Raw genomic sequence first — 15410 nt, 5'->3', positions numbered from 1 at the left:
ATATAAAAAAATAAGCGCCTCTCTTTAACAGAAAGACGCTCAAATATACTTATTTTTTTCCGGATATTATTCTCCGTACATTTCCTTAACGAAATCTTTGTAAGATACTTCTTTTACTTCAGCTTTTACTTTATCGTTAAATAAAGCTAATACTTTTTCATTCATTACTTGCTCAGAAATACGTCTAACTTCATCTTGGTTAGTCATTACTCTAGCAACAATATCTTCAACTACTTTAGCTTCAGGATCCATTTGTCCAAACTGAGCCATTTGATCTTTAATCAACTTAGTAGTATATTCTTTAATTTCTTCGAAGTTTAATTGTAAGTCATATTGAGACATTACTTTTCCTTCTACTAATTGGTAACGTAAACCTTTTTCTGATTTTGTGTACTCAGCAGCAGCTTCTTCAGCAGTCATTGGAGTCTCACCTGCATCCATTAACCATTTAGTTAAGAAAGCAGCTGGTAATTCAAATGAAGTATTCTCTAATAAATGTTCGTAAACATCGTTTAAGAATTTTTGATCTGCTTGACTAGCAAATTGCTTTTCAGCATCTTCTTTGATTTTTTCTTTTAATTGCTCAACAGAAGTAACAACTCCTTCTCCAAACAATTTATCGAATAACTCTTGGTTTAATTCGGCTTTCTCTGTTTCATTGATTTCGTTGATAGTAAATACTACATCAATTTCTAATCCGTGAACTTTATCATGATCAACAGCTAAAACTTCCATTAATTTATGGTCATCTTCGAATAAACCTTTAGTACTTACAGTAACTTGGTCACCTACTTTTTTACCAATAAATTTCTTTTGGTTTGTTTTAGTTCTGATATCGCTTACAGCAATCTTAACTTCATTATTGATTCCCTCTTCTTCGTTAGCGAAAGTACCTACCATTTCTGATGTTTCTTCTACTACCTCTTTAGAGATCATTTTTCCGTATTGTTTTTGAATAAACTCAACTTGCTCGTCAAGCATAGCATCATCAGCTACAACTTTGAACTTCTTGATTTTATTTTTACCTTCTAAGTCTAAAGAAAACTCAGGAGCTAATCCTAATTCAAAATCAAATTTTAATACATCTGCATCCCAGTTAATATCATTAGCTACTGGTAATGGATTTCCTAAAATATCTAATTTTTCTTCTACAAGATAGTTACTTAATTTTTCTTGCAAAATTTTGTTTACTTCTTCGAACAATACAGCTTTACCATATTGTTTTACGATTAAACTCATTGGAACTGCACCTTTTCTAAATCCAGGAACGTTTGCGTTCTTTTTGTAGTTAGATAAAACGTTATCTACATTACCTTGGTAATCTTCTTTTGCAAGCTCAATAGTTACGATTGCATTAAGAGCATCTACATTATTTCTTGTAATATTCATTTTTGATGTATTTACATATAAAATTGGGTTGCAAAAATATATTATTTTTACAACCCAAACAACTTTTTAAGTAATTGTATTTCAACTATTAATTTTTTTATCCTCTTCTAGGCTCATCTTTTTGTAAAAACCCATTTACTACAGATTGACAAAATGTCAAGACAACACTAAATAGTAATGCAGTCCAAAATCCACTTACCGTAAATCCATTGACAAAATAGGCTGCTAACTGTATGATAACTGCGTTAATTACAAGTAAGAACAATCCCATAGTAACAATAGTCGCAGGTAATGTCATAAACACTAAAATAGGTCTTAAAAACATATTTAATATCCCTAGCGCTACTGCCACCCATAGTCCAGTAGTAAAACTCTCTACAAAAACTCCTGGTAAAATATTTGCTAATAAAACAACTAAACCAGTAGTAATTAATAATCTAATGATAAATCCCATATTTAATTTTTTGTTTAAAATTAAAAAGAATTTTACTTATTACCAACCATTAATGTTGGCCCAGGGTATACAGCAGGATTAACTAATGGTATACTAGCCTTATAATGTTTATTAATAGATCTTAAAATCTCTGAAGCTATAAATGCATATCCTCTTCCATTTAAATGTACTCCATCTAATGAAAACATAACCGTATTTAAATTCCCCATTCCTTGGAAATAATTAGCTGTATAGATTTGACCATCTTCTACTCTAAGTCCAGAAACTGCTTTATTTAAGATATCATTCATATCAGCTACAGCTAATCCTTTACTAGTAGCTGTTGCTTTAATAATACTATTAAATTGAACTGTAGCTTCTTTGATATTTGCTTGTTCTGTAGGGTTAAGTACAAAAGAATCACTGATAGGGAAACTAACTCCTTTTTTCAGCATAGCATCCATTGTAGGATTTCCCGTTGATTGAGGTAATGAAGCTCCAATCTGTGCCTTACTTGTTAACAGCATTAAGTCTTTTGCAGTAGCATGTCTAGCTTGTCCATAAGACATCGCGATAAACTTGATTTGCTCAGGTGTTAATTTTACAGGAAACAAACCTGCCCCTACTACTTGTGTTACCCCTCCTTCTAATAAAGCAGACATATCTGCCAAAGTTTTATCTTGAATCAAAAGTGGGTTAGCTGAAGTTTTAGATATCAACTGAAGTCTATCCCCTTGACCTCCTTTTGCTAAAATTTGCTTTAATAATCCTATTAGACTATTTAGTTGATCTATATTCCCTTCACCGATAAGTTTAGGAGATAATGGATTATAAGGTACTGTAGTGAAAAATGGAATAGCGGTCACATCAGGAATAGTAGCTACTATACCTTTTGCACCTTCAGAAGTTAGTGTATTTGTAATTTGCTCGTATACTTGCTTAAACACTCCTGCATGAGTAATATCATTTGAACCATACATAGCAGGATTAGTTCCCCCTGCTTTATTTTGATCCACACCTTCTCCTCCTGAAGTAGCATATGCTAATACATCATTAGCTCCAATCCAGTTCGTAAAGAATGTCGGTTTTAGGCTCATCGCATCACCTAATACTGTCGCATTATCAGCTGTAGCCGTACGTACAAAGTATGGGTTAGCGGTAGCAGGAGTAGTTAATAACCCTGATGGATTACCATAACCAGGCGCTATTAAATGGAAAGTCTTAGCACCAGGTACACCAGCATTGTGATATGCTTTTTTCTGTTGCTTAGTTGCTTCTATAGTTACTGCTCTATCAATATTCTGAGGCCCTATAGCTTGTCCATCTGCTCCAGGCATCATATTAACAATCATTCTTGTTGGAAAGCCCGGATTCTCTTGCCCTGCAAATAATAAACCTCCGACATCATTCATATCATCTTCAAATAATGGTTGAGTAAACTCGCCACCACCTACTATTTTAAATTGGGTTGCTAATATATTTGGAAATGAGTTCTTCTGTCCTGATTTGAAAACAGTACCGTCCATAAATCCAGCAGTAAGAGAGTTTCCAACAGCTACATACGAACTAAAGTCAGCTTCTCCTGCATAATATGTTCCTCCATCTATTTCATCTTTGATAGAAGGCTCACATGATGCTAATAAAGCAATGGCAGGTAATAATAATAAATATCTTTTTTTCATGATTTCTTTTTAATTAAATTAAAAACTATAGCTCACACCAAGGCCTCCACTAATCACAGAAGACTTATAAGTTCCTCCAAAAGACACATTCTGACCATCTTCCATAAAATAATCATAAGAACTATTTGTATCACTAAAGTGTAAATAAGTCAATGACATATCGATTGCTATACCATTCTTAAACTTATAACTAAATCCTCCTGTATAAGCACGAGAATCATTACGTGGTGTTTCTGGAGCAAAGTATCCCTCTTGTACAGGACTTTCGTCATAATACCAACCAGCTCTAAGTGTTAACTGATCATTCATTGTATACTGTAATCCTAAACGATATGTACTTGAATCTTTATAGTTACGTGGATTTACAGATGTTCCAATTGTAGGGTTATCCACAAATTCTATCTCTAATGCTTTATAGGCATTCCAGAATGTTCTATTATAATCAAAAGCAAATAACCACTTATTCCAAGTATAAGACGCTCCTACTGCCAATTCTGCTGGCAAAGGCATTTCTGCTTTAATTTTACCGTTTTTAAACAATCCTTGACCATATCCTGGTACATCATAGAATTTTGACTTACCACTCTTTTCATCCATGACAATTTTAGAACGATAGTTTAATCCTAATCTTAGATGATCATCTACATTCACCATATATCCAGCTGTCCATCCCCAAGCAGTAACGTTCTTAGCTTCTACTGTTACATTCGTTCTATTCCCTTGCTCATCAGTCATGCTACGAGACAAGTTTTTATTAAATGTCACTCCACCATTTACGAAAATAGGTCCTCCACCAAAACTGAAGTGTTTACTAACTTTAATAGCTACCGTTGGTTGAAAATAGATTGCTTTTAAATCAATATTATTAACTAAGTGTGAACCTTGCCAATCTTTATCCCATTCCACTTTACTACCATATGGCGAATAGATAGCTAGACCAACTGTCATCCAATCAGTAGCCTTATAAGTACCGTATGCGTAGAATGGTGTTCCTGGATTACGAGTTTCATTCTCCCATCCATAAGTTTTATTCTGAAATTTAGTATCAGCGACTAAAACGCTAACACCTCCTGAAAAATTAAACTTATCTTCCAAATAAACAGATGCAGCAGGGTTAAAGAATAAAGATTCCGCACCACTACTTATGACTGCTACTCCCGTATGTCCCATTGCAAGTTGTTTATTTCCTTGCATTGCAACTCTATATCCTCCAGCAAAGGCTGAAGTCGATATCAAAGTAAGTAGAGACAGTGATAATATTTTTCTTATCATAATTAACTGTTATTTATAATTCGTTTATCTCAAATATATACAGTTCTATTAGTTTTACAAATATTTAAGCCTATTTTTAACATTCATATTTTTACTTTTTAATTATTATTAAAATATAACTCAAATAAACTCATTTTAATACAATACAATTAACAAATTAAAAGAATTATGCATGCATACATTAACAGCACATATATTTAAAAATCAACAACATCTTGCATTTTTATTAAACCACTGATTATCTAACAACAAAAACAGTCAATAAAAAAGAGATATACACTCGGTATATCTCTTTTTACAATATTTCTTAATCTACATAGACTAAAAACTTCTATATTCCACTATCCCATTACTAGGAACAAATGTTTTAAGAATAGAGGTATCTGTATTACTAAAAAAGTAATTAGTTCCTTTACTTTCTCGTGTTGTAAGTAAGTCTAATTCTTCAAGTATTTTTTTCGTTTGTTTAGCAACTGCTTTACCAGAATCTATAATCTTTATTTCTTTAGGAATAATAGTTTCTATAATAGGAATTAGATAAGGATAATGTGTACAACCTAAAACTAGAGTATCTATTCCTTTCTCTACCATTGGTTCTAAATAAGAACGAAGTAAATCCTTCATCTCTTGAGAATGAATTCCTCCATTTTCTATCAAATTAACTAGATTATAACCTATTTGCTCAATGATCTCTATATCAGGATACATCTTAACCTTAGAAGTAAAGAAGTCGCTTGTAATTGTTCCTTTAGTGGCCAATATACCTATTTTAGAAGTCTTCGTTAAGATAGTAGCTGGTTTTATAGCAGGCTCAATTCCTATAATAGGAATATGACATCTAGCTCTCATCTCGCTTATTGCATTGGTCGTTGCCGTATTACATGCTACTACTACAATCTTACAATTCAGAGAGACTAAATACTCAACATTTTTAAGAGATAAATCTATTATTTCTTGTTTTGTTTTGATTCCATAAGGAGCATAAAGCTGATCACCTATAAAGATGGTGTCTTCGTTTGGCATTAAGAGATTAATCTCTTGCCAGATAGTTGTTCCTCCTATTCCAGAGTCAAATAAACCTATAGGGTTGTTCTTAGTCATATACAAATATAAAAAAAACCACTCTTTAACAAGAGCGGTTTTGATTATGATTATCTAGTTAAACTAAAATTAATTAGCTCCTAATTCTTTTTTTACATCAGCTAAAAGGTCTGCACCTCCAGCTAATAAAACTCCAGAACCATTAGAAGAATCTAATACATAGTCAAATCCTTTAGATTTTCCTACTTTCTGAATAGCTGCCAAAGCTTTTTCTACGATAGGTTGAGTTAACTCTAATTCTTTCTTACCGTAATCTTGTTGAGCTGTTGTTTGGAATTGTTGAATTCTTTGTTGTAATTCATCGATTTCTTTAGCTCTTTCTTCATTTTTAGCATCTCCTGCAGTAGCAGCTTCTGCTTGGTATTGTTGAATCTTAGTTTGGTAAGTAGACATCATTGTAGAAATTTCTTTCTCGTATCCCTCACCTATTTTCTTTAATTCAGCATTAGCATTTTTCATCGCTGGTAATTCTGTCATTAAAGCTCTTACGTCGATATGTGCTACTTTAGATTGAGCCATTACCGCTGTAGTACTAACTCCGAAAAACATTGTAGCTGCAATTAATAAAGATTTCATTTTTCTCATCTTTCTCGATTTTTGATTTATATTTTATTGTTATTCTACTTTTTATTAGCTTCTTCAGCTTTCTTTCTCGCTTCTTCTTGCTTTTGCAAGATTAATAACTTTCGGTCCTCTTGTTCCTTTAAGATACGCTGTCTTCGCTCTTCTTGCTTACGTAGAGACTCATCTATTAACTCTTGTCTCCTTTTCAACGCCTCTTCCTGCTTACGCTTTTGCTCTGCTTCTCTTTTTTCTTGAGCTATTCTACGTTCTTCTTGTAATTTCTCGATATCCACAGAAGATTTTTTCGACTGTTGATCTAAAGCTTGTTGTTTTCTTCTCTCTAACTCCTCTTGTATCAGTCTATCTCTTTCTGCTTTACGTCTATCTGACTCAGCTTGTTGCTCCTCCATCATTTTTAGACGCTCTTGAGTTACCTGCTCTCTGTTCTTCTCATTTTGAAGACGTTTATCCTCTGCTTGCTGTTGACGCTCTTGAATCAACTTCTTCTGAGCTTCGATCTTATCCGCTTTTTCTTGTTTCAGCTTCTCTTGCTTCTCTATCTGCTGTTTGATTTGTTCCTCTTTTCTTCTCTTAAGTTCTTGCTCTTTCTGATAGTTAACATCGTTTGCTAGCTCTTCTTTTCTCTTCTTCTCTTCAATTCGCATGATACGTTCAGCTTCTTCTTTACGTCTCTGTTGCTCTTCACGTCTACTCTGCCTTAGAGACATTGCATCCTCTTTCTGTTCTTCTTCTTCGACAGCTTGTGCTTCTGATTTAGTCATACCTTGCTTTCTACGGGCAGTAGCTAGTCTACGTAAAACTAAGTCGCTAATATCGTGTTTTTTTGTAGCAATCACCATAGTAGCTTCAGAATTTTTATCTAAAACGTAATCAAATTTACGAGCTTCAGCAATATCTTCCACTACAGCAAAAACTTGATCTTGTATTGGCTTAGCCAACATGATTTTCTGTGTTATCAAATCACCTGACGTTCCAAATCTTTTTTGTTGATATTGAAAAAGTTCTTCCTCTAATATTGATATCTCTTCTTCTTTCTCTTCTATCAAATCTCTAGTTAGAAGAATTCGCTCAGCAGCTAAGTTATCTTTTAGCTTTTTGATTTCAGCCTTCTTTTTATCAACATCACCTTTCCACGTATTCGCTCTTTCATCTAACTGGGTAGTAGCCTGTAGATACTCAGGTGTCTGACTTAAGATATACTCCATATCAATGTAGGCTACACGAGCACTACCACCTTGAGCCACTACCGATACTAATCCAAAAATACTAAATAATAAAGTTAAATACGTTTTCATTCTAAATCAAGTTTTATGATGTAACTAGTACATTAAAACGATTGCCCAAGAATAAAGTGTGTTTGGAATCCACTCTTCTGAGTAGTACCTGGTACAGAATCGAATCCGTATCCAAAGTCAATACCTAACAATCCGAACATTGGCATGAACACACGAACACCAAAACCAGCAGAACGTTTTAATTCAAACGGACTATAGTCTTTAAACGATGCAAATGAGTTCCCTGCTTCTGCGAAAGTCAACACATAAACTGATGCACTTGGCTTTAATGTAATAGGGTAACGTAATTCTAACGAAAATTTATTATAAATAGTACCTCCGATTTGTTCTCCTCTATCATTATATGGAGTTAATGTCTGATTTTGGTATCCTCTTAACTGAATTACCTCACGACCATCTAATGAATAATTTGCTAGTCCGTCACCACCTACATAGAATCTTTCAAACGGAACTACTCCTCTATTATTGTTATAAGCTCCCATATATCCAAATTCTCCTAGTGCACGAACTACTAATTTATCATAGATAGTTGTATACCAATCTCCTTTGAATTTTAATTTATAGTATTCTAACCAATTAAATTTCTTTTGGTCTACTTTAGCCACATCTGCTGTAGCATCTTCCCAATTATTAACTGGTCTATAGCTAGAATCTAAATAAGTTCCTACAGGGATAGTCGCTCCAGTTACTGGATCTATCGCTCCTGCTTTTGCTCTTAATTTATATTCTTGTTGATCACCAAGATTTTTATAATCCACATTGTTAAACAACGAATATGGAGCAGTAAACTTACCACTAACACTAAAGAATGAACCAAACGTTGGGAAAATCGGGTCATTACCACGATTATCACGTCTTAATTCAATCTGATAAGCTAAGTTACGAGAGTCTCCATCTCCGAATGTAAATAATCCTGTATTATAATTTTTCATATTATAATATTGAAAACTCAAAGTATGAGATAATACAAAGTTATCATCTGGCACACTTAATTGTTTAGCAATACCAAATTGCAATGTTGTAATATCAAATCCTCTACTTCTATCTGTACGACGATTCACATAATCATAAAGATTCTGTGTACTATATGCTACTGTACCAAAGAAGTTAATAGGCTTACGTCCTCCGAACCATGGCTCAGAGAAACTTATACTATAGGTTTGATAGTAAGTACTTCCTTGTAGACGTAGTGATAAAGATTGTCCATCTCCCATTGGGAAAGGCTTATAAGACTTCTTATTAAATATATTTCTCAACGAGAAGTTATTAAATGATAGTCCTAATGTACCGATGAATCCTCCACCACCGTATCCTCCTTGTAACTCAACCTGGCTTGATCCTTTTTCAGTTACTTGCCAATCGATATCAACTGTTCCAGAGTTTGGATCAGCATTTTTCACATCTGGAATAATAGCTTGTGCATCAAAAATATTTAATCCTCCTAATCGTCGGATTGTTTCCATCACTAAAGATTTACTCCATATCTCCCCTGGACGAGTTCTTATATCTCTATGAACTACGTGGTCATGTGTATTATCATTACCAGAAACAGTAATATTATTAAACCTTGCGATAGGTCCTTCCACAATTCTTACCTCGAAATCGATTGTATCATTAGCTGTTCTAACCTCAACTGGGTTTACGTTAGAGAATAAATATCCATTATTCTGATACACATTTGATATATAATACCCATCAGGATCAGTCTTATCATCTATACGTTTATCCAGTAAGACTCCGTTATAAACATCTCCTTTTTCGATACCCAATACCTGTTTTAATTGGCTATTTGTATAAACAGTATTACCAATAAAACGAATATCACCGAAGTAATACTTATTCCCCTCAGTAACATCAATATTTATACTTATTCTATTGGTTTCAGGATTATAACTTGTTGTATCAGCAATTATACGAGCATCTCTATAACCATTCTCTTTATATTTACTAACAAGCTTATCTAAATCCTCTTCATATTTAGCTTTGATAAACTTAGAAGGTTTGAAAATGCGCAATGGATTGAAAGGACTACGTTGCTTAGTCTCCTTCATTGCTTTTTTCAATTTCTTATCACTTAATTGCGTATTACCACTAAAAGCTATCTCTTCTATACGAACTTTCTTCCCCTTATCTATTCCAACTAATAGTTCTACTGTTCGGCCTGTCGAGTCAGCTGGAATAGTATTTAACGTTACTTTTGTATTATAATAACCATCTTTCTTATACTTATTTAGTAAGAAATACTTAGTAGTAGACAGAAAGTTATCATTAACAATTTTACCTCTATTCAGTTTTGCTTCTTTGATAAGAGCTTCAGACTTTGCCTTTTTAAAACCTTTAATCTTTACACTTTTTAAACGAGGCAGCTCATTTAAAGTTAGTTCTAGATTAATAGTGTCATTTACAACAGATGTTTCGTAGAAGTTAATATCAGTAAATGAACCAACCTTCCATAACTTTGTAAGAGCATGCGAAAGCTCTTCTCCAGGCACAGCTATTTTTTGGCCTTTAGAAAGCCCTGTAAAAGTAACTATCGTTTGTGGGTTTAAGCTATATTTTCCTGTCACTGTTATATCTCCTAAGGTATAGATTTTAGGAGCTTCAAAAGAAGGAGCTTTTATACTGTCCTGTGCATGCACATGAGAGTATACTAGACCAGCAATAAACAGTGCAAAAAGAGATGTACCTTTTTGAAACATTAGATTCGTTTTTTATTTTATTTGTTCACTTGTTTTTCCAAACCTTCTTTCTCTATTCTGATAAGTAAGAAGGGCTTTATAAAGTTCCTCTTCCGTAAAGTCCGGCCAGAGTACCTCTGTAAAATAAAGCTCAGAATAAGCGATTTGCCATAACAAAAAGTTACTTATTCGTTGCTCTCCACTTGTTCTAACTAATAGGTCAACATCAGGTAGATCACTCGTGTAAAGATGATTATTTATAACTGATTCATCTATATCAGCCTCCGAAATTAAGTTATTTTTAACTTTAAATGAAATTTCTTTTACAGCTTTTATTAGTTCAGCTCTAGAACCATAGCTCAACGCTAATGTTAAAGTCATTTGAGTATTGTCTTTAGTCTGATCCAATACGTCTCTTAATTGAGCTTGTACTTTTTCTGGCAATAAAGATAAATCACCAATAGCATTAAGTTTAATATTATTTTTCGTAAAAGTAGGGAGTTCCTTTTTTAGTGACTTCACTAATAATTTCATTAACATATCTACTTCCAATTTGGGACGATTCCAATTCTCAGTAGAAAACGCATATAAAGTTAAATGCTTAATTCCTAACGTAACGCATGTACTAATAGTAGTACGCACGGACTTAACACCATTCTCATGGCCTAGCGTTCTTAGAAATCCTTTTTGTTTTGCCCATCTACCGTTACCATCCATAATGATGGCTAAGTGATTAGGTAAGTTGTCTGTGTTAATCTGTTCTTTCAAATTCATTTAATCTGCACAATAACATGGGTTATTTCCAAAAGTATAACTTATCGATATACCTGAGTAAAAAAACCAATCATTTCCGTTTTTACCAAAACCATAAGACTTTTTATTTGCTTCTGTAGGACTACTTCCATCTAAATTATTAGTGAAAGTATAATGTGCAGCTACTTCAGCATTCAGATTTATCTTAGGCGTAAGTCTTAATTTTAACCCACCCGCAAAAGGTATAGTCATTGAATTTTTCTTACCTCCTTTTACTAAATCTACACTTGTCGACTCAAATCCTTCTACAGGTGTACTTGGTCTAAAGTAAATATCGTTATATCTTATACCTGATACGCCAACAAAAAGGTATGGTGTAAAACCAAAATTCTCTTGGTGTAAATCGAATTCAAAAAAATTAAATTCAATACCTACCGACAATTGTTGAACAGTATTTGTAAAACTATATCCTCTTTCTTTTCGGCTTCCCATATCAGATTTAGCATCATCTCCTCCTATTTTATGGTGAGAATAACTAACTCTAAAAGAGTGCCTAGGGCTTCTATTCCAACGATAAAAAACATTGTACCCCATATCCTTTGGTGCTATATATTGAGTAGAACCAATATCTCCTACATAATTAGAACCACCAAGCCCTACACCGAATTCGTGAATCTGAGCTTTAGCTATAACTGTTGTAAGTAGCAGTAATAGAGATATAAGAATTTTATTCATTCTGTTAAAATAATTTACAAATATAGTAATATAGACCTTTCAAAATCTATTTTTTTCTCACGGATTGCCCAAATGAGGTTAAGCTATTTTGTTCTAAACGTAGAAAACCCTTAAAAAGTATATAGTTTGTTGACTTTTTTAATTTCTCTTATCCTCTCCCCACAGTAATTTATTTCTCAATGTCTTAATAAAACTTTGAGTAGGAAACTCCACTAAATCTACTGTGAAAGGAGCTTTAGTAATAATTAATTCTGTATCGTTGTCCACAGCTTTTGTAGTCGTGTCAAGTGACACTAAGAACTGTTTCTCTCTAGAACTAACTTTTAGCTTAATTGTCAAATTATCTCGGATAACCAACGGTCTCACATTTAAATTATGCGGTGCCAACGGAGTTAACACAAAACATCCCGTCTCAGGTTCTATTATCGGCCCTCCACAGCTTAATGAATAACCAGTAGACCCTGAAGGTGTAGATATAATCAATCCATCTGCCCAATAAGTAGCTAAAAACTCATCATCTAAATAAGTTTCTACTGTAATCATAGAGGTTGTATTCTTTCTTGATACAGTCACCTCGTTTAAAGCATACTGAATATCAAAAGCATTATTTTCTTCAGGTAAACAATTTAAGCTCAACAAAGATCTTTTTGATCTCTTAAATTTATTTTCAAACAACAAAGGAATATGCTCCTCTAAATTATCGTGTTGTACATTAGCTAAAAAACCTAATCTACCTGCATTAATTCCCACAATTGGGATATCCGTATTTTTAATAAAATTAGCGGCGCGTAGCATTGTCCCATCACCTCCCACGCTAATAAAAAAATCCACTTCACTAGTCAATGGATTATTCGTTCCAAACGTTTGGTATTCTTTATCAAGAATATCTTGTTCATTCAATAGACTGTAAAACTTTTCTTCAAATACGACCTCTGTGTTTTCGTATTTTTGAAATAAGTTAAATAACCTACGTACTATATTTTGTACTATAGGTTTGGCAGTCTGTCCATAAATCGCAAACTTCATATTATATGTTTAGATATTTATTAAGGTATTCTGTTCTTTCCTTTAGATCATTAATATGCGTATCTTCAGAAAGTGTACTGACTATCTCATAACCATAACGTCTTAAGTCATCTAAAATAACCTTTGTATTGACACTATTAGTTTTAACTAATAGTTGAGTATTATGATTATTGTTAGACAATAGTAATAGGCCTATCATTTTAGCATTGTTACCTTCTACTATTTGTGTTATTTCTGAGAAGCTGTAATCTAAATGTCCTTTTTCGATGACAAAAGTAGTACCCTTTTCATCAAAAAACATTGTTTTACTCCATTCATTTAACAAATATTCTTTAGAATATATTCCTTTTATTTTACCTTCTTCGTCTAATAGCGGAATAGTATTCGTATCACACTGACTAAACAAATCAAAAAAATCAAAAGGATTCAAATTCGAAGACTCTAAAAGGTAGAACTTATCTAAATCATACATAACATCCTGAATAGTGCTATCGAGATCAGCTGTATAAATATCCTCTGTATTGATATTGCCAATCCAGATTTCATCTTTATTCACCACAGGAAGATGAGAATAATTACTTTTTTCTAGATAAGGCAGAATATCTTTAATCAGTGTATTCAATTTACAGATCGGATAATCTGTTAGTAGAAAGAAGTCAGGAGATAACATAATTCAAGGTTATTATTTAGAAGTGCAAAATAATCAAAAATAAAACAATAGACGTTAATTATAGTTTGTATTTTTGTCTTTAAAACTTAATTTTATGACTAAGCTATCTGTTAATATCAACAAAATTGCTACTCTAAGAAACTCAAGAGGAGGAGATGTTCCTAATTTATTGCAAGTAGCCAAAGATGTACAAAAATTCGGAGCTCAAGGAGTAACTATACACCCTAGACCTGACGAAAGACATATTCGTTATCAAGATGCACGTGATTTAGTAGACGTAGTCTACACTGAATATAATATAGAAGGTAATCCTATGGATAACTTCTTAAACTTAGTATATGAGTGCAAACCTACCCAAGTAACATTAGTTCCCGATGCTGTAGATGCACTTACTTCTAATGCTGGATGGGATACCATTAAACACAAAGCATTCTTACAAGAAGTAATTCAAGAGTGTAAATCACGTAATATTCGTACTTCTATTTTCGTAGATCCAGTATTAGAAATGGTAGAAGGTGCTAAAGTTGTAGGTGCTGACCGCATTGAGTTATATACTGAAAACTTTGCTGCTGAATATGCAAAAGGAAATGAAAACGCTATCATACCTTATACTCAAGCTGCTGAATTAGCAAACCAACTTGGATTAGGAATTAATGCAGGACACGATTTAAGTCTTGACAACATTGAATTCTTTAAAAACAATATTCCTAACCTACTAGAGGTTTCTATAGGTCATGCCTTAATATCTGAATCTCTTTACCTAGGATTAGAAAATGTAGTAAATATGTACATCAGAAAATTACAATAATGGCAGATATATTATACTCTAAAATAGAAGGCGAAGGTATCCCTTTAATTGTTATGCATGGATATATGGGAATGTCTGACAACTGGAATACTTTTGGTAAACAAATGGCCGAAATAGGTTACGAAGTACACCTATTAGATCTTAGAAATCATGGTCGTAGTTTTCATTCTGACGATTGGTCTTATGACTTTATGGTAGAGGATATCGTTCGTTATATGGATTATCACGCTATATGTGATGCTATCATATTAGGACACTCTATGGGAGGAAAAGTAGCAATGAAGTTAGCCACTCGTTACCCCGCTAAAGTAGAAAAACTAATTGTAGCAGATATTTCACCACGCAGCTACGCCCCACATCATCAGGATATATTAGCAGCGCTTAATGCTGTTGACTTTTCTACTAAACCAAGTCGAAAAGAAGTAGAAGAAATCATCGCTTCTCATATTCCCGAAATCGGTACACGACTATTCTTATTAAAAAGTTTATACTGGGTAGAACCAGGACAACTAGGTTTCAGATTCAATCTGAATGCTTTTAATCAAAATGAAGATGTAGTAGGTGAAGGTGTAGAAGAAGGTGCTGAATACACAGGAGACACGTTATTCATTAGAGGGGGAAACTCTAAGTACATTCAAGAAAAGGATGAAGTTCTTATCCAAGAACACTTCCCTAATGCAATCATTAAAACGATTCCAAATACAGGACATTGGTTACATGCAGAGAACCCACAAATGTTCTTCGATATCGTTAAAGAGTTCCTAGGATAAACACAAAAATATCATTTATAATAAAGGTCTAATACTTATAAAGCATTAGACCTTTATTTATATATAAAATATAGTTCTAAAACGCATTGGTTCTTCATTACATGACTTATAATCTATAATACTTTTTGTAAACATAGAGTATATAATTATAAATTAAACGCTACAAATTTACCTATTGAATAAGACACATGATAAACAAAGAAAGTAAATATC

General features: G+C 33.2%; 14 protein-coding genes. 2 read left to right on the top strand and 12 right to left on the bottom strand.

Going from position 1 to position 15410, the window contains the following annotated elements; genetic code table 11:
- Positions 1-66: 66 nt before the first annotated feature.
- The 12 genes from tig to E0Z07_RS08020 form a co-directional block, all read right to left on the bottom strand.
- The gene (gene tig / locus E0Z07_RS08075; protein ID WP_006257316.1) at positions 67-1389 is read right to left on the bottom strand and encodes a trigger factor; all 1323 of its coding nucleotides are present in this window, start codon (positions 1387-1389) and stop codon (positions 67-69) included.
- Between the two features lie 97 nt (positions 1390-1486).
- Positions 1487-1843: a phage holin family protein gene (locus E0Z07_RS08070; protein ID WP_006257317.1), complete on the bottom strand. Its 357-nt coding sequence runs from the start codon at positions 1841-1843 to the stop codon at positions 1487-1489.
- 32 nt (positions 1844-1875) lie between these two features.
- On the bottom strand, positions 1876-3504 hold the full coding sequence (locus tag E0Z07_RS08065; RefSeq protein ID WP_006257318.1) for a hypothetical protein: 1629 nt from the start codon (positions 3502-3504) through the stop codon (positions 1876-1878).
- Positions 3505-3522: 18 nt separating this feature from the next.
- Positions 3523-4776: an OmpP1/FadL family transporter gene (locus tag E0Z07_RS08060; protein WP_006257319.1), complete on the bottom strand. Its 1254-nt coding sequence runs from the start codon at positions 4774-4776 to the stop codon at positions 3523-3525.
- A 321-nt stretch (positions 4777-5097) separates the two neighbouring features.
- Complete coding sequence (gene murI, locus E0Z07_RS08055) at positions 5098-5877, bottom strand: glutamate racemase (protein WP_006257320.1); 780 nt, start codon at positions 5875-5877, stop codon at positions 5098-5100.
- Positions 5878-5946: 69 nt separating this feature from the next.
- Positions 5947-6462, bottom strand: coding sequence for an OmpH family outer membrane protein (locus E0Z07_RS08050; RefSeq protein WP_006257321.1), 516 nt, complete (start codon positions 6460-6462; stop codon positions 5947-5949).
- A gap of 35 nt (positions 6463-6497) precedes the next feature.
- A complete protein-coding gene (locus E0Z07_RS08045) occupies positions 6498-7757 on the bottom strand; it encodes an OmpH family outer membrane protein (RefSeq protein ID WP_006257322.1) in 1260 nt (419 codons plus the stop codon).
- 32 nt (positions 7758-7789) lie between these two features.
- Positions 7790-10456 (bottom strand): BamA/OMP85 family outer membrane protein, encoded by a 2667-nt coding sequence (locus E0Z07_RS08040; protein ID WP_006257323.1) that lies wholly within the window; start codon positions 10454-10456, stop codon positions 7790-7792.
- Between the two features lie 12 nt (positions 10457-10468).
- On the bottom strand, positions 10469-11209 hold the full coding sequence (locus E0Z07_RS08035) for an isoprenyl transferase (protein ID WP_006257324.1): 741 nt from the start codon (positions 11207-11209) through the stop codon (positions 10469-10471).
- Positions 11210-11923 (bottom strand): type IX secretion system protein PorG, encoded by a 714-nt coding sequence (gene porG, locus E0Z07_RS08030; RefSeq protein WP_016650181.1) that lies wholly within the window; start codon positions 11921-11923, stop codon positions 11210-11212.
- Between the two features lie 138 nt (positions 11924-12061).
- On the bottom strand, positions 12062-12949 hold the full coding sequence (locus tag E0Z07_RS08025) for an NAD kinase (protein WP_006257327.1): 888 nt from the start codon (positions 12947-12949) through the stop codon (positions 12062-12064).
- Between the two features lies 1 nt (position 12950).
- Positions 12951-13619, bottom strand: coding sequence for a CBS domain-containing protein (locus E0Z07_RS08020; RefSeq protein ID WP_006262818.1), 669 nt, complete (start codon positions 13617-13619; stop codon positions 12951-12953).
- 94 nt (positions 13620-13713) lie between these two features.
- Between E0Z07_RS08020 and E0Z07_RS08015 the strand changes: the two genes are divergently transcribed.
- Together E0Z07_RS08015 and E0Z07_RS08010 are read left to right on the top strand one after the other, a co-directional pair.
- Positions 13714-14427 (top strand): pyridoxine 5'-phosphate synthase, encoded by a 714-nt coding sequence (locus tag E0Z07_RS08015; protein WP_006262816.1) that lies wholly within the window; start codon positions 13714-13716, stop codon positions 14425-14427.
- The gene (locus E0Z07_RS08010) at positions 14427-15197 is read left to right on the top strand and encodes an alpha/beta fold hydrolase (RefSeq protein ID WP_006262815.1); all 771 of its coding nucleotides are present in this window, start codon (positions 14427-14429) and stop codon (positions 15195-15197) included. Before E0Z07_RS08015 ends, E0Z07_RS08010 begins: the two co-directional genes overlap by 1 nt.
- Positions 15198-15410: the final 213 nt, after the last annotated feature.

It is taken from the genome of Myroides odoratimimus (assembly GCF_004337635.1).
GTDB classification, from domain to species: Bacteria; Bacteroidota; Bacteroidia; order Flavobacteriales; family Flavobacteriaceae; genus Flavobacterium; species Flavobacterium odoratimimum.
Note: the sequence above shows the minus strand (reverse complement) of the source record. Positions and strands in the feature narration are given on the sequence as shown.